Here is a 16,007-nt window from a genome sequence, read left to right on the forward strand (position 1 = left end):
CGAACCGTCGTTGGGAAAAGGAGAGGCAGATGGCAGCAGAGACGTTGACAGGCTTGTCGGGCAAGGTCGTGGTAACGAACATCGGCCTGCTGTTATCCGGCGACATCGACCAGCCGATTCTCGACGCCAACACGCTCGTGATCGACGACGGCGTGATCGTCGCCGTCGGCAACGAAAACGACTGCGACCTGGAAGGCGCGCGGACCACGGTCGATTGCAAAGGCACCACGGTGGCGCCAGGCCTCATCGATTCGCATGTGCATCCGGTATTCGGCGACTGGACGCCGCGCCAGAATCAGCTCGGCTGGATCGAATCGAATCTGAATGGCGGCGTGACGACGATGATCTCGGCCGGCGAAGTGCATTTACCTGGTCGTCCGAAAGATGTGCTCGGCGTCAAGGCGCTGGCGATCACCGCGCAGCGTTCGTTCGAGGGCATGCGTGGCGCGGGCGTGGGTGGCGGCGTCAAGGTCATGGCGGGCGCACCGGTCATCGAAAAAGGCATGGTGGAGGAGGACTTCAAGGAGCTGTCGGAAGCGGGTGTGAAGCTGCTCGGCGAAGTGGGCCTCGGCAGCGTGAAAGCCGGCGAGGAAGCCGCGCAGATGGTCGCGTGGGCGCGTAAATACGGCATTCAGAGCACGATTCACACCGGCGGTCCGTCGATTCCGGGCTCGGGGCTGATCGACCGCGACGTGGTACTCGCCGCCGACGCGGACGTGATCGGCCATATCAACGGCGGCCACACCTCGCTCTCTTACCGTCATGTTTGCGACTTGTGCGAGCAGTCGAGCCGTGCGCTTGAAATCGTCCATAACGGCAACGAACGCATTGCGTTGCTGACGGCGCGTCATGCGATCGAACTCAAATGCCCGCATCGCATCATTCTCGGCACCGACAGCCCCGCGGGTTCCGGCGTGCAGCCGCTCGGCATTCTGCGCATGATCGCGCTCATTTCCAGTCTCGCCGACGTGCCCGCGGAAATTGCCTTCTGCTTTGCGACCGGTAACACCGCGCGGCAACGCAACCTGCGCCAGGGGCTGATCGAAGTCGGCCGTCCCGCCGATCTGGTGTTCATGGATCGCGCGCAGCATACGGCTGCGGACAGCCTGCTCGAAAGCGTGCAACTGGGCGATATTCCCGGCGTCGGCATGGTGATGATCGACGGCTTGATCCGTTGCCGGCGCAGCCGCAACACGCCGCCCGCGACCGAAGTGCCGGTGGTGCTATGAAGGCGCCTCGCACGGTACGGCCGGCACGCTCATGAAGGGCCCGGCGCCGCTCGCGCTGAAGGTCAACGGCGCGACGCATGTTGTCAGCGCCTGCCCCGACACGCCCTTGCTTTACCTGCTGCGCAACGACCTGGCGCTCAACGGCCCGAAATTCGGCTGCGGACTCGGGGAGTGCGGCGCCTGCACCGTGCTGCTCGACGGCATGCCGACCCGCGCGTGCGTGACGACCGCGAAGGTGGCGCTCGGCCATGAGATCACCACGCTCGAAGGATTGGGCACGCGGGCCGCGCTGCATCCGGTGCAACAGGCGTTTATCGAAGAACAGGCCGCGCAGTGCGGCTATTGCCTGAGCGGCATGATCATGACGACCAAGGCGCTGCTCGAGCGCGATCCGCATCCGAGCATTGAGACGATTCAACGCGAGTTGTCGCGCAACCTCTGCCGGTGCGGCACGCATGTGGAGATCGTGCGTGCGGTGCAGCTCGCCGCTGAGTTGCTTGCGCAGCAAAAGCCCGCTCAGGACCCCGCGCACAAAGGAGCGTGCGCATGACAGGACCGGACTTCAGCGTCGATCGCCGCGCGGCGCCGCCATCGCGTAAGCAGCTCTACGACGCGCAGAGTGTGCTGATCGTCACGCGCCCGCCGCAGGCGCCCGTCAAACCGGCGGCCGGCCAACCCGGCTCGCGGTCGTCGTTCGTGCCCACCGAGGCCGACATGTTCCTTGCCGTGCGCGACGACGGCAGCGTGGTCGCGTTCAACGGTCACGTCGATCTCGGCACCGGCATCGGTACCGCGCTCGCTCAGATCGTCGCGGAAGAACTCGACGTGCCGTTGACGCGCGTCTCGATCGTGCTCGGCCATACCACCGAGACGCCGAATCAGGGGCCGACCATTGCGAGCGCCACGCTGCAGATTACAGCGGTGCCGTTGCGGCATGCCGCGGCGCAGGCGCGGCAATGGCTCGTCGCGCAGGCGGCGACGCGGCTTGCCGTCGGCGTGGAGGAACTCGACGTGCGCGACGGCACCGTGTATCAACGCGGCGCCGCGGCTGCCACCAAGCCGATCGGCTACGGCGAGCTGATCGCGGGACAGCGCGTCGAACTGCAGTTGACCACCGACGCGCCGCTCAAATCCCCCGACGCCTACAAGGTGGTCGGCAAGCGCGCCGCGCGCGTCGATATTCCCGCGAAGGCAACCGGCGAATTGAGCTTCGTCCACGATGTGCGCGTGCCCGGCATGCTGCATGGGCGCGTGGTGCGTCCGCCGTATGGGGGCGTGGCGCAAGGCGATTTCGTCGGCAATAGTCTGCTGCGCGTCGACGAAGCGTCGATTCGCGATCTCCCGGGCATCGTGAAGGTCGTGGTGATACGCGACTTCGTCGGCGTAGTGGCGGAGCGCGAGGAAATTGCGCAACAGGCTGCGAAGCGGCTCGACGTGCAGTGGAAAAACGCGACGCCATTACCGCCGCTCGAAACCAGCGAGGAAGTCGAGGCCGCGTTGCGCGCGAATCCGGCGAAGCGGCGCGACCTCGTGATCGAGGGCGACGTGGACGCGGCGCTTTCGGACGACGCTGCGCGCACGCTGAATCGCACCTACGTGTGGCCGTTTCAGATGCACGCGTCCATCGGGCCTTCATGCGCGGTCGCCGATTATCGCGAGGGCGAGGGCGCGTTGAAGGTGTGGTCGGGTACGCAGAACCCTCATTCGCTGCGCGCGGATCTCGCGTTGCTGCTGACCATGGACGAAGCGCAGATCGAGATCGTGCGCATGGATGCGGCCGGCTGCTATGGCCGCAATTGCGCAGACGACGTCGCCGCGGATGCCGCCTTGCTCTCGCGTGCGACGGGCGCGCCCGTGCGCGTGCAGCTTTCGCGCGAGGACGAGCATGCGTGGGAGCCCAAGGGCGCCGCGCAACTGATGGATGTGCGCGGTGCGTTGAGCGCCGAGGGCGAGCTCGCGGCCTACGACTTCGCGACGCGTTATCCGTCGAATGACGCGCCTACGTTGGCGCTCCTGCTCACCGGCACGCTCTCGCCGCAGCCGCAGGTGTTCGAAATGGGCGACCGCACGGCCGTGCCGCCGTACGACTACCGCGCAATGCGCATCGTCTGCGACGACACGCCGCCTATCGTGCGTGCGTCCTGGCTGCGCGGCGTCTCCGCGTTGCCGAACACTTTCGCGCACGAGTCGTTCATCGACGAACTCGCGGCCGAGGCGGGCGACGATCCGCTCGAGTTTCGTCTGAAGCATGTGCGCGACCCGCGCGCGGCCGACCTGCTGAAGGCGGTGGCCGAACGCGCGGGCTGGCAGCCTCGCCAGCCTGCAAGCAGCGCGCATCGTGACGATGGCGACATTGCACGCGGCCGAGGCATTGCCTACGCGCGCTACGTGCACAGCAAGTTTCCCGGCTTCGGCGCGGCGTGGTGCGCGTGGGTCGCCGACGTCGAAGTCAATCGCAGAAGCGGCGAACTCGCGGTGACGCGCGTCGTGGTCGGTCAGGACAACGGCACGACGATCAACCCGGACGGCGTGCGTCATCAGATTCACGGCAATGTGATCCAGGCGGCGAGCCGCGCGCTGAAAGAACGCGTCACTTTCGGCGATAACGCGGTGACGAGCCAGGAGTGGGGCGCGTATCCGATCCTCACGTTCCGCGAAGTACCGGTGATCGACGTCGTGATGATGCCGCGTCACGGCGAGCCGCCAATGGGCGCCGGCGAGTCGGCGTCGCTGCCCGGCGCGGCCGCGATTGCGAATGCGTTGTACGACGCGACGGGCGTGCGTTTTCGCCGGCCGCCGTTCACGCCCGAAACGATTCGCGCCGCACTCGCCGACGCGCAGGCCGAGGAGGCCGCCGCGCGCAGGAAAAAGCGCTGGCGGCTCGGTTTTCTAGGCGCATTCGCGGCCGGGGCGGCGGGCTGGCTCGGGGCGTTGTCGCTGGCGCCGTCGGCGCTCGCGCCCATGGCGCCGCCGCTCGCGAGCGCCTTCGCGCCCGAACTGGTTGCGCGCGGCAAAGTGCTCGCGTCGCTCGGTAATTGCGCGGTCTGTCACACGGCGCACAACGGCGTGCCGAACGCCGGCGGCAAGCCGCTCGACACGCCGTTCGGCACTGTGTACAGCACCAACATCACGCCCGATGCGCAAACCGGCATCGGTGCGTGGTCGCTCGCGGCGTTCGTTCGCGCGATGCGCGAAGGTATCAGCCGGGACGGGCATCGGCTGTATCCTGCGTTCCCGTACACCTCGTTCAAAAATACCTCCGACGACGACCTCGAGGCGCTGTACGCCTATCTGATGTCGCAAACGCCCGTGCGCTTCCGTCCGCCGGAAACGAAGCTGCCGTTTCCGTTCGGCGCGCGTCCGCTGATGGCTGCATGGAACGGCCTGTTCCTCGCCCGCAACACGTTTGCTGCGAGCCCGACGCAAAACGCGCAGTGGAATCGCGGCGCGTATCTCGTCAACGGTCTCGGGCATTGCAGCGCCTGCCATACGCCGCGCAATGCGTTCGGCGCCGAGAAAACCGGCGCCGCCTTCATGGGCGGCGGCAGCGCGGAGGGCTGGGAAGCGCCCGCGCTGTCGTCCCTGTCGAACTCGCCGGTGCCATGGACCGAGGACGAGCTGTTCAGCTACCTGCGCTTCGGTCACGCGCCGCTGCACGGCGTCGCCGCGGGGCCGATGGCGCCCGTCGTCGCGGATCTGGCGGCGCTGCCGGACAGCGACATTCGCGCGATGGCGACGTACCTTGCGTCGCTCAGTCCGGTCGAGCCGAACGTCGACGCGACTGCGATGGCGCGTCAATACGAAAAAGCGAGCGCGATTGAAGGCACACTGTCCGGCGTCGGCGCGCGGCTGTTCGACGGCGCGTGTGCCGCGTGTCATCACACGGGCAGTGGGCCGCAATTGTTCGGCGCGCACCCGTCGCTCGCGCTCAATACGAACCTGCATAGCGCGACGCCCGACAACCTGATTCGGGTGATTCTCGACGGCATCGGCTCGCCGGCGCGGCCCGAACTCGGTACGATGCCGGCGTATCGCGACAGTTTCAACGACGCCCAGATCGCGGAACTCGTATCCTATCTGCGGCGGCAATTCGCGGGCGGCAAGCCCGCGTGGCCAGACGTGGCCGCGAGCGTCGCCCGGATTCGCGCGGCGCCGCGCGCCGAATAGGCGTGAGCAGCGGCCAGGACACCGCCCGTGCGCCTTGAACGCCGCTGTCACCCCTGATACAAAGACCTTCAGAACACGCTGTCAGAAAACCAACGCATTCCCGCAATCCCTTTGATACGGAGAAACGCATGACCACGCGCGCAGGATGGATCTCTCGCCTTACGCTATCGACGGTGCTTTCATTCGCCGCCTTCGGCGCGAACGCCCAGCAGACCATCAAGATCGGGGAAATCAACAGCTACAAGGCGCAGCCGGCCTTTCTCGGGCCCTACAAGAACGGCTGGAATCTGGCGCTGGAACATATCAACGGCGCGGGCGGCGTGCTCGGCAAGAAACTCGAGGTCGTTTCGCGCGACGACAACGGCAACCCGGGCGACACCATTCGCGTTGCACAGGAGCTGATTGCGCGCGAACAGGTGCAACTGCTGTTCGGCGGTTTCCTGTCGAACACGGGCTTGGCGCTCACCGATTTCGCGAAGCAGAAAAAGATCTTTTTCCTCGCCGCCGAACCGCTGACCGACAAGATCGTCTGGGCCGACGGCAACAAATATACGTACCGTCTGCGGCCATCGACGTATATGCAGGTCGCGATGCTCGTGCCGGAAGCGGCGAAGCAGAAGAAGAAGCGCTGGGCGCTCGTGTATCCGAACTACGAGTATGGCCAGTCGGCGGTGGCGACTTTCAAGAAGCTCCTCAGCGCCGCGCAGCCTGACGTGCAGTTCGTGGCGGAACAGGCCACGCCGCTTGGCAACGTGGACGCGGGCGCGGTCACGCAGGCCATCGCCGATGCGAAGCCCGACGCGATTTTCAACGTGCTGTTCGGCGCGGACCTCGGCAAGTTCGTGCGCGAAGGCAACACGCGCGGTCTCTTCAAGGACCGCACGGTGGTGTCGCTTTTGACGGGCGAGCCGGATTACCTCGATCCGCTGGGTGCGGAAGCGCCGACCGGCTGGATCGTGACCGGCTACCCGTGGTATTCGATCGATACGCCGGCTAACAAGACGTTTGTCGACGCCTATCAGGCGAAGTATCACGACTATCCGCGGCTCGGCTCGGTGGTCGGCTACTCGGCGCTGATGTCCATCGCGGCGGGCATCAAAAAGGCCGGTTCCGCCGACACCGACAAGCTCGCGGCAGCCTTCAAGGGGCTCAGCGTGGACACGCCGTTCGGGCCGATCACGTATCGCGCGCAGGACAACCAGTCGACCATGGGCGCTTACGTCGGCGTGACGGGCGTGAAGGACGGCAAGGGCGTGATGACGTCGTATCGTTACGTTGACGGCGCGAGCGTGCAGCCGTCGGACGCGGAGGTGAAGAAGCTGCGGCCGGCGGAGTAAGCCCTTTCCCCACCGCTACTCCTCCGCGTCGTGCTCCGCCACGAAGCGCCTCAAATAAGCCAGCACCGCTGCCTCGACCGCGCGATGGTCGGCGGTGCTCTTCGAGCCCGCGTTTTCCTCGTCGCCGAATAGCGACGAAGGCGCGTCGTGCACGTCGACTTCCTGCCCTTCGCGGAAGATGCGAATTTCGTGGACGTCTTCCGCGTATTCGGCGATCCAATGAACGCCTTCGATATGCGCGCCCGCGCGCACGTTGGGGATTTTCATGGGCGTCTCCCGTTCGACCGGTCCAGTGCGCCGGCCCCTGGCTACACCATACGCCGTCCATCCGAAGGGCGCGAGTCCCACGCCATTTTCACGGCGTTGCGGCACAGGCATTGCTTCACGGCATAGGCCACAGTCAATGGGAGAACTGTCATGCCCGAGAAGAAAACCCTCAAGCGTGCCGAAGCCGACAAACGCGCCGGCAAGTCCGCGAGCACGCAAGCCGGAGAGTTCGTCAAGGAACAGGTGGACAAGGTGCGCGCCGGCAAGCACGGCGTGCGCTCGCCGAAGCAGGCGATCGCCATCGGATTGTCCGAAGCACGTCGCGCGGGCGTCGATCTGAAGCCGCCGAAGAAGGGCGCCGCGAGCGAGGCCACGCGCAAGAAGGCGGAGAAGGACAGCGCCGCGGGCCAGAAGAAGAGCACCGCGAAGAAGAGCACCGCGAAGAAGACGGCCAGCAAGGAGTCGACGGCTAAACGCTCGCGCACGAGCACCGATGTGCTGAAGCGCGAAAGCAAGGCCGGGGCCTCGCATTCGGCCATGTCGAAGCAGGCGAAGTCGGCGGCGGCGAAACGTCCTGCGGCGAGCCGCTCCGCGGCGGCAAAGAAGGCCGCTGCGACTAAGGGCGCGGCCGGACGGTCAGCCGCGGCCAAAAAAGCGGCGCAGACGCGGGCTGCGCGCGCGCATCATCATTGAGGTAGGTTGATACAGGAAGCGGCGCGTCACTCGCGCGCCGCTTCGCGTCATGCGCCTTTTACTGCACGGTAGCCAGCACGTCGCTGACCGTCTTGAAGATGTGCGCGATCTGCTCTTCGTTGATGATGAGCGGCGGCGAGAACGCCAGAATGTCGCCGGTAAAGCGCACCAGCACGCCCGCCTCGAAACATTTGACGAACGCCTCGTAGGCGCGCGCGCCCGGCGCGCCCTCGCGCGGTTCGAGCTCGATGCCCGCGATCATTCCCAGATTGCGGATGTCCTTCACGTGCTTCGTGCCGCGCAGCGAGTGAGCGGCGGACTCGAACGTCGGCGCAAGCGAGGCTGCGCGCTCGAACAGGCCCTCGCTGCGATACAGGTCCAGCGTGGCGATGGCGGCGGCGACCGCGGCCGGGTGCGCCGAATACGTGTAGCCGTGGAACAGCTCGATCGCGCCTTGTGCGCCGGCATTCACGATGGTGTCGTGCACCGTGCGGCTCGCCGCGACCGCGCCCATCGGAATCGCCGCGTTGTTGATCGCTTTCGCCATCGTGATGAGGTCGGGCGTCACGCCGAAATATTCGCTCGCCGTGGCCTTGCCGACGCGGCCGAAGGCCGTGATCACTTCGTCGAAAATCAGCAGGATGCCGTGCTTCGTGCAGATTTCGCGCAGCTTCTGCAGGTAGCCTTGCGGCGGAATCAGCACGCCGGTCGAGCCGGCGACCGGTTCCACGATCACCGCCGCGATCGTCGATGCATCGTGCAGCGCGACGATGCGCTCCAGTTCGTCCGCGAGATGCGCGCCCCAGGCCGGCTGACCCTTGGAAAACGCGTTCTGTTCGAGGTTGTGCGTATGCGGCAGATGATCGACCGCCGGCAAGAGCGCGCCGGAGAAGGTCTTGCGGTTCGGCGCGATGCCGCCCACCGAAATGCCGCCGAAGCCCACGCCGTGATAACCGCGCTCGCGGCCGATCAGGCGCGTGCGCTGTGCCTCGCCGCGCGAACGGTGATAGGCGAGCGCGATTTTCAGCGCGGTGTCGACGGATTCCGATCCGGAGTTCGTGAAGAAAATGCGGTCGAGGCCTTCAGGCATCAGCTCCGCGACCTTGGTGGCCGCTTCGAAGGCGAGCGGGTGGCCCATCTGGAAAGTCGGCGCGAAGTCGAGTTTCGAAAGCTGCTGGGTGATCGCGGCGACGATCTCGTCGCGGCCGTGCCCGGCATTCACGCACCATAGGCCCGCGCAGCCGTCGAGCACTTCGCGGCCGTCGGAGCTGCGGTAGTACATGCCTTTCGCCGATTCCAGCAGGCGCGGCGCGGCCTTGAACTGGCGGTTGGCGGTGAAGGGCATCCAGAAAGACGACATATCGTCGATGACGGGGCGCGAAGTCATGGTTTCTCCTCGAAGTGGTTTCCCAAGCGCGACTTTCTTTGGGCATAGCCAAAACTGTAGCGTTCGCGGTTTAATGGCGGCATAAACAGTTGACGCGGTGTCGTGCTAACTGTGTTGGTGGATTCGCGGTAACTGTGCCGACGTCTTGCGTTCGGGCAGTCCGCCGCGGCCGGCTTCTTCGTCACGACTTCTCACCATGATCGAATTGAACCTCGAGCGCGACCGGCGCGCCGCCCCGACGCTCGTCGAGCAGGTCGTGCAGGGCTTCGCGCAAGCCATCGAGGCGCAGTCGCTGCGCGCGGGCGCGTTGCTGCCGTCGGTGCGGCAACTGGCGCAGACTCACGACCTGAGCACCTTCACGGTGACGGAGGCGTACAACCGTCTGGTGTCGATGGGGCTCGTGGTGGCGCGGCGCGGCTCCGGTTATCGCGTCGCCGCGCGCTCGCCCGCGCCGCGCGCCGCCGTGACCGACTGGCAGCCGCCGAGCCTCACGGCGACCTGGCTCCTGTCCGACGTCTTCGCCGATCATTCCGTGCCGATCAAGGCGGGCGGCGGCTGGCTGCCGAACGAGTGGATCAACGAGAGCGGCCTGCAACACGCGTTGCGTGCGATGAGCCGCGTGCCCGCCGCGCGGCTCGGCGATTACGGGCATCCCTATGGTTTCGCGCCGTTGCGCGAGCGCATCGCCGAGCAACTCGACCGGCGCGGGCTGCCCGTCGACGTGTCCAACGTGCTGCTCACGCAGGGCGCGACGCAAGGGCTCGATCTGATCGTGCGCACGTTGCTGCGCGCCGGCGACGCGGTGATCGTCGAAGATCCCGGCTATTGCAATCTGCTGCAGATTCTCAAGCTCGCCGGGCTCGTGGTGCACGGCGTGCCGCGCACGCCCGCCGGTGTCGATACCGAGGTGCTCGAAGCGCTCGTCGCCGAGCATAAGCCCAAGGCCATTTTCGTCAACACGACGCTGCAGAATCCGACCGGCGCGACCTTCGGCATGTCGGCGGCGTTCCGCCTGCTGCAGATCGCGGAGCGCCAGCGCATGTGGGTGATCGAGGACGACGTGAGCCGCGAGCTCGCGCCGTCCGGCGCGCCGCTTTTTGCCGCGATGGAAGGCTTGCAGCGCGTGCTGTACGTGAGCGGCTTTTCGAAGACGGTCACGCCGGGATTGCGCTGCGGCTACGTGGTCGCCGAGCGCGCGGTGCTGCGCGAACTCGCGCGCACGAAGATGGCGGTGGGACTGACGTCGTCGGAGGCGATCGAGCGGATCGTCGACAAGGTGCTGCTGGAGGGGCGCTACGCGCGTCACGTGGAAGCCGTGAACGAGCGGCTCAAGCTCGCGCACGCCACGGTCGAGGAGCGGCTCGACTCGCTCGGCCTCGAGGTGTTTCATCGCCCGCGGGCGGGGCTGTTTCTGTGGGCTCGCCTGCCGATCGACCCGGCGCGCGCCGGCGACGTCGTGACGGCGGCGCTCAAGCACGGCATCTGGCTCGCGCCCGGCTCGTACTTCCGCCCGGACGACGAGCCGAGCGCATGGTTCCGCTTTAACGCGCCTTATTCGACCGACGACGCGTTGTGGCGCTTCATCGAGCGAGTGGGGCGCGAGGCGGTCTAGCGGCGCTCATCCGGCCGGCTTCACGCGGCGGCGCCGACCAGCTTTATCGCAATCGGATAGAGCGACAGCACGAGCAGCAACGCCATTGTGATGTTGAAGGCGCGCAGACGCCGCGAGTCGGACAACACCCGCCGCATGGCCGTGCCGAAACCGGCCCACAGGCAGATGCACGGAAAGCCGATCACGTAGAACACCACGGCCATGGCCACCGCGTTCATGCTGTAGCTCTCGCTCAGATGAATGGTCGTGGCGGCGGTCAGCACCATCATCCACGCCTTCGGGTTGACCCATTGGAAAGCGATGGCTTCGTGAAACTTCATGGGCCGGCGTTCGCCCTGCTTGACCTTCAATTCGCCGGACGTGCCGATCTTCCACGCCAGGTACAACAGATAGGCCACGCTCGCCACTTCGAGCACCGTATACAGCACGGGAAAATGAACGAAGGCTTCGCCGAGCCCGACGCCGACCGACAGCATCAACAGCACGACGCCCGCGCTGATGCCCGAAATATGCGGCAAGGTGCGGCGAAAGCCGAAGTTGACGCCGGAGGCGAGCAACATTGTGTTGTTCGGACCGGGCGTGATCGTGGTGACGAGCGCGAACAGGATGCCGGCAGGCAGCGCGCTGAGCGTGAGATAGGACATGGCGGGCTCCGGAATCGGGCGGGGACGTCGAAGCATTCTAGCGAGCGTTGCCGGTACAGTACCTGTACGGATTGGAGGATGATGTCCGGTACAGAAATGGGCGTCCGACAAAAGCCGCGCGGGGGGGTGTTGCGTCGCCCGTCGCGCGTCACCAGAGCGCCTAAAATCAATTTACCGGTGCTCTCCAGCTTGCGCGGAGGCCGATCATGAAGTCCCGCCGACTCGCCACTGTCGGAGTGTGTGTTGTGGGTGTGCTAGCGCCGCTGGCGTCGCTGGCATCACCTGCGCAGGGCGTGCCTGTTCTGACCGACGCGAGCCGCCCGACGGCGCCAGCGGATCGCCACTCGAGCGCCATCACCATCTTGAGCGCCACCTACGGCCGGAACTGCGGCCAGCAGGACGGCAACGCGACGTCCGATCTCGCGCGTCAATGCGACGGACGCACAGCCTGCACTTACATGCTGACGGGCGATATCGCCGGCGCAAACAGCCGCTCGTGCCGCGGCGATCTCGTCGCGCAGTGGCAGTGCGGCGACGGCCAGACGCACGCCGCGGCGCTCAGTGCCGGCGCCGCGCCGGGCGACCGGTTGCTGCTCAATTGCCGCGAGTTTCCCGGCGCGGGTAAATAAAAACAGCACCCGCATTCAGGCGTCCCGTCACCCGACGCTGAGGTTGGATTCCGCCTCGTTTTCCACTATGGTCAATGAGTCCGCGCTCACGCCGGCGCAGCCTGTCCGCGTGTCGCGCGAGGCGCGCTCGAACGCCGACCTGCCGCCGCATGCCGCCCGGCAGTCGCGGTTTGCGAGCGCACATCCCATCGACGACTCACGAGGTGAAATCCATGTCCAGGATGAAAGCGGTACAGGTCGAGGCAGCCGGAGGTCCGTTGACGCTCGTCGAGCGGGACCTCCCGCAGCCGGGCGACGGCCACGTTCGCATCAAGGTGCAGGCATGCGGAATCTGCCACAGCGATTCGTTGACGAAGGAGGGACTGTGGCCTGGCCTGCAATTTCCGCGCGTTCCGGGGCATGAGATTGCCGGTGTGATCGACGCTCTGGGCTCCGGGATCGAGGGATGGACAGTCGGGCAGCGCGTCGGCGTCGGCTGGCATGGCGGCCACTGCGGGCGGTGCGCGCGTTGCCGTCAGGGCGACTTCGTGCTGTGCGAAAGAGCGCAGGTGCCCGGCATCAGCTACGACGGCGGTTACGCGGAGTTCGTGGTCGCGCCGGTCGAGGCGCTCGCCAGTATTCCTGACGACCTCTCCGACGCCGATGCCGCGCCGCTACTGTGCGCGGGCATCACCACATTCAACGCGCTGCGCAACAGCGGCGCGCGCGCAGGCGATGTCGTGGCCATCCTCGGGATCGGTGGACTCGGGCATCTCGGCGTGCAGTTCGCGCGCAAAATGGGCTTTCGCACCGTGGCGATTGCCCGCGGGCAGGACAAGGCCGCGCTCGCGAAGGAGCTGGGGGCCCATCACTACATCGACAGCCGGGCAGACAATGTGGCCGAAGCACTGCAGAAGCTCGGCGGCGCGCGGGTCATTCTCGCCACGGTGACGAGCGGCAAGGCCATGAGCGCGGCGGTCGGCGGCCTGGGGCTGAACGGCAAGATGATCATGGTCGGCATTTCGGAAGAGCCCGTCGAAGTGCCGATTGCGCAGTTCATCATGGGCCGCAATTCGGTCCAGGGCTGGCCGTCGGGCACATCCGCCGACTCGCAGGACACACTCGCATTCAGCGCGCTCTCCGGCGTCAAGCCGATGATCGAGGAGTTTCCGCTCGAACGCGCCGCCGAGGCGTACGAACGGATGATGAGCGGCGACGCCCGCTTCCGTGTGGTGCTGAAGGTCGGCTGAGCGGGCAACGCACATAGCGACTGTGCGTGAGGGCGGTCGCGGCAAGCGGCCGCCTCAGGTGCCTCAGGTGCCTCAGGTGCCTCAGGTGCTCTTGCCGGCCCGCAGCCGCCCGTGGATCGGGCGTGCGGCTCGCCGCCGTCCTATTTGTGCGTGATTCGCCTCACCGTGCTGGTAACGAGATCGACGTAGAAAAGGTCACCGTTCTGCCCGGCTTTCAGGTCGACCGGTCCTCCTTGCAGGCTCTTCGCAAAGGTGTGCGGCGTATTGTCGGGAGGCTGCATCGTCCAGATGCATTTGCGCAGAAGGTCGCCGAAATACAACGCCTTGTCGTACGGCGCGGGATAGGTCGGGCTCGTGCCGTCGGTGAAGCCTATCGCCGAGATCACGCTGCCGTTCTGGTCCGGGCCGCCGCCCGACGGACGGCCGCCGCAGGTTTTTCCCTTGCTGTCTTCGGCAGAAACGTAGCTCTGGTGCGCATAAGCGAAGAACGGCGCGGTGACGCCGCCGACGCTGCCGCAATAGTTGGTGGCCTGATAGTCGGGCTGGGTGTTAGGACCTTCGTAGCACGGCCAGCCGAAGTTCTGACCGGCAATGCTGGAATGGTCGATGGACTCCCACGTGTTCCATCCCACGTTGCCGATATACAGGTCGTCCGTCAAGCCCGGCGCGCGGGCAAAGCGAAACGGATTGCGCAAGCCGTTGGCGACGGTCGCGACGCTTTGCGTGCTCGTGCCGGGGTTCGTGATGCGCAAAATGACACCGTCGCTGTACGGCGAAACGCCCTGGCTGCGGAACGCGCCTTGAGGCAGATTCGTGCCGTCGCCGCAAGCGTTGTCCAGCTGGCCGTAGTCCACTTGCACGAAGCTGGCGCCGTCGCCGGCACTCACATAGAGCGTCTTGTTGTCGCTGCCGAACACCACGGAGCCGATGCTGTGAGACGAGTAATAGAAGCACCACGTCTGGCTGGTCGCGCCCGCGGCGGGCAGCACTTTCGTCTCCCCCGAGGCCGTCAGAAGCGAGAGTTGTCCGGCGGTGAGAAAATTTCCGCCGCACGCGCCGGTGCCGCGAGGCGTCGTGTAAAGCACCCAGACGTTGGCGTCGTTCAACGGATCGACGGCGAGTCCGAGCAGCCCCCGGTCGTCCGCATTGCACACCTCGCTGCTGAGGTCGGCAAACAGCGTGCAGGTCGACGAGGCGAGATCGCAGTTCCAGACCCGGCCGCCTTTTTCGGCGACGAAAACCCGGCTTTTGTCGGCGGTGAAACTGATTGCGGTCGGCTGATTCAGGCAGCCGTTCAACAGGATCTGTTCGGTGAAGCCCTTCGGCAGAATGGGCTGCGGCCGGGTGACGGAGGCGGGCTGGCAGGTCACGGCCAGCACCGGCGCGGCGGCATTGGCGACTGCCGTGGCTGAGGCGGCGCCCGCGTCGTGAATGGGGAAGGCAACGAGCAGCAAGGCCGCGAGTGCGGCGATGAGGTGGCTGACGGTCAACCACTTTGCAATGGAGCGCGGCACTTTATCCTCCTGTTCACCGAGTGAAGCACGAGAAATCTTCACGCACCGGCGTGATGTTTCGATATTGGCATCGCGGCTCAGGCGCTGCCAGCTTCGGTCTCAGAGCCTGCGGACAAAGTTCTGGTAGCGCCCGCCATGCCGGTACACTGTCTTTTTTCCGTTCATTGAAGGCCCGATTTTGAAGCCCGCCTACGGCGCAATATCCGTCGCGCTTGCCGCCGCCGCATTGTTCGGCGCGGCCACTCCGCTCGCCAAGGCATTGCTTGGCGCGGTCGGTCCGTTCATGCTCGCCGGGCTGTTTTATCTGGGCAGCGGGGCCGGGCTCGGCTTGTGTATTGCATGGCGGTGGGCCGCGCCGGGCCGGTCGCGAGCCCGCGTTGGGCTTCGCATCAGCCGGCGCGAGTGGCCGTGGCTCTTCGGCGCGATAGCCGCGGGCGGCGTCGCGGGCCCAGCCTTGCTGATGCTGGGGCTCGCGAGTACGCCGGCAGCGACGAGCTCGCTGCTGCTCAACCTCGAAGGCGTCCTGACCGCCGTGATTGCGTGGGTGGTGTTCCGCGAGAACGTCGACCTGCAGGTATTTCTCGGCATGGTGGCGATCGTCGCGGCGGGCGTGCTGCTGTCGTGGCATCCGGGCGGGGCGGGCGTGCCTGTCGGGGCGCTGCTGATTGTGGGCGCATGTCTGTGCTGGGCCGTGGACAACAATCTGACGCGCAAGGTGTCGGCGAACGATGCAATGCTGATCGCGTGTCTGAAGGGGCTCGTCGCCGCGCCCGTCAATCTCGGCATTGCGCTCGCGGCGGGCGCAGCGCTGCCGTCGCCGGGCACGCTGGCGGCCGCCATGGCGACCGGTTTCGCCGGCTATGGCGTGAGCCTCGTGCTGTTCGTTGTCGCGCTGCGGCATCTGGGCACCGCGCGCACCGGCGCCTATTTCTCCGTCGCGCCGCTCTTTGGCGTGCTGCTGTCGCTTGCCATCTGGCCGACGCTGCCGGACCTGACTTTCTGCGCGGCCGCCTTGCTGATGGCGCTCGGCATCTGGCTGCACGTGCGCGAGCGGCATGTGCATGAGCACACCCACGAGCTGCTCGAGCACTCGCACAGGCATCGCCATGATGCGCACCACCAGCACGAGCACGACTTTCCTTATTCCGGCGACGAGCCGCATACGCACCCGCACGTGCATCTGCCGATTAGCCATTCGCACGCCCATTTCCCCGATATTCACCACCGGCATCGGCATTAGCCGCCTTAGCCGGCGCGAAAAATTAAAGATCGCGCCGAGGCTGCCGTAATCCCGGCTAC

13 protein-coding genes are annotated in these 16,007 nt (G+C 66.2%); 9 read left to right on the forward strand and 4 right to left on the reverse strand.

Going from position 1 to position 16,007, the window contains the following annotated elements:
- Nucleotides 1-29 precede the first annotated feature (29 nt).
- The 4 genes from ACEN8U_RS04620 (at nt 30) to ACEN8U_RS04635 (ending at nt 6,733) form a co-directional block, all read left to right on the forward strand.
- Complete coding sequence (locus ACEN8U_RS04620; protein ID WP_310108618.1) at nt 30-1,229, forward strand: amidohydrolase family protein; 1,200 nt, start codon at nt 30-32, stop codon at nt 1,227-1,229.
- A 31-nt stretch (nt 1,230-1,260) separates the two neighbouring features.
- Nucleotides 1,261-1,779 carry a (2Fe-2S)-binding protein gene (locus ACEN8U_RS04625; protein WP_310108616.1) on the forward strand — a complete coding sequence of 173 codons (519 nt, stop codon included), beginning with the start codon at nt 1,261-1,263 and terminating at the stop codon, nt 1,777-1,779.
- Nucleotides 1,776-5,396, forward strand: a complete 3,621-nt coding sequence (locus ACEN8U_RS04630; RefSeq protein ID WP_310108613.1) for a molybdopterin cofactor-binding domain-containing protein — start codon at nt 1,776-1,778, stop codon at nt 5,394-5,396. Before ACEN8U_RS04625 ends, ACEN8U_RS04630 begins: the two co-directional genes overlap by 4 nt.
- 128 nt (nt 5,397-5,524) lie before the next feature.
- Nucleotides 5,525-6,733, forward strand: coding sequence for an ABC transporter substrate-binding protein (locus ACEN8U_RS04635; protein WP_310108610.1), 1,209 nt, complete (start codon nt 5,525-5,527; stop codon nt 6,731-6,733).
- 15 nt (nt 6,734-6,748) lie between these two features.
- Here the strand turns inward: ACEN8U_RS04635 and ACEN8U_RS04640 are convergent, their stop codons facing one another.
- Nucleotides 6,749-7,000, reverse strand: coding sequence for a hypothetical protein (locus tag ACEN8U_RS04640; protein WP_013590786.1), 252 nt, complete (start codon nt 6,998-7,000; stop codon nt 6,749-6,751).
- 150 nt (nt 7,001-7,150) lie between these two features.
- On the opposite strand from ACEN8U_RS04640, the gene ACEN8U_RS04645 reads away from it, so the two are divergent.
- A complete protein-coding gene (locus ACEN8U_RS04645) occupies nt 7,151-7,693 on the forward strand; it encodes a DUF6496 domain-containing protein (RefSeq protein WP_310108607.1) in 543 nt (180 codons plus the stop codon).
- Between the two features lie 58 nt (nt 7,694-7,751).
- On the opposite strand, the gene ACEN8U_RS04650 is transcribed toward ACEN8U_RS04645, so the two are convergent.
- Nucleotides 7,752-9,080, reverse strand: coding sequence for an aspartate aminotransferase family protein (locus tag ACEN8U_RS04650; RefSeq protein WP_310108602.1), 1,329 nt, complete (start codon nt 9,078-9,080; stop codon nt 7,752-7,754).
- 196 nt (nt 9,081-9,276) lie between these two features.
- Here ACEN8U_RS04650 and ACEN8U_RS04655 point away from each other — a divergent pair, with 196 nt between their 5' ends.
- Entirely contained in the window at nt 9,277-10,692 is a 1,416-nt protein-coding gene (locus ACEN8U_RS04655) for a PLP-dependent aminotransferase family protein (protein WP_310108600.1), read from the forward strand.
- Between the two features lie 20 nt (nt 10,693-10,712).
- Here ACEN8U_RS04655 and ACEN8U_RS04660 read toward each other — a convergent pair whose 3' ends face one another.
- Entirely contained in the window at nt 10,713-11,336 is a 624-nt protein-coding gene (locus ACEN8U_RS04660) for a LysE family translocator (RefSeq protein WP_310108598.1), read from the reverse strand.
- A gap of 206 nt (nt 11,337-11,542) precedes the next feature.
- Between ACEN8U_RS04660 and ACEN8U_RS04665 the strand changes: the two genes are divergently transcribed.
- Nucleotides 11,543-11,965, forward strand: coding sequence for a hypothetical protein (locus tag ACEN8U_RS04665; protein ID WP_310108596.1), 423 nt, complete (start codon nt 11,543-11,545; stop codon nt 11,963-11,965).
- A 212-nt stretch (nt 11,966-12,177) separates the two neighbouring features.
- On the forward strand, nt 12,178-13,194 hold the full coding sequence (locus tag ACEN8U_RS04670) for an alcohol dehydrogenase (protein WP_310108594.1): 1,017 nt from the start codon (nt 12,178-12,180) through the stop codon (nt 13,192-13,194).
- Between the two features lie 140 nt (nt 13,195-13,334).
- On the opposite strand, the gene ACEN8U_RS04675 is transcribed toward ACEN8U_RS04670, so the two are convergent.
- The gene (locus ACEN8U_RS04675; RefSeq protein WP_310108592.1) at nt 13,335-14,708 is read right to left on the reverse strand and encodes a PQQ-dependent sugar dehydrogenase; all 1,374 of its coding nucleotides are present in this window, start codon (nt 14,706-14,708) and stop codon (nt 13,335-13,337) included.
- A gap of 178 nt (nt 14,709-14,886) precedes the next feature.
- Between ACEN8U_RS04675 and ACEN8U_RS04680 the strand changes: the two genes are divergently transcribed.
- Nucleotides 14,887-15,948 (forward strand): DMT family transporter, encoded by a 1,062-nt coding sequence (locus ACEN8U_RS04680; protein WP_310108590.1) that lies wholly within the window; start codon nt 14,887-14,889, stop codon nt 15,946-15,948.
- Nucleotides 15,949-16,007 lie beyond the last annotated feature (59 nt).

Origin of the sequence: Paraburkholderia phenoliruptrix, assembly GCF_047325075.1 — a bacterium.
In the GTDB taxonomy this organism is placed as follows: domain Bacteria; phylum Pseudomonadota; class Gammaproteobacteria; order Burkholderiales; family Burkholderiaceae; genus Paraburkholderia; species Paraburkholderia phenoliruptrix.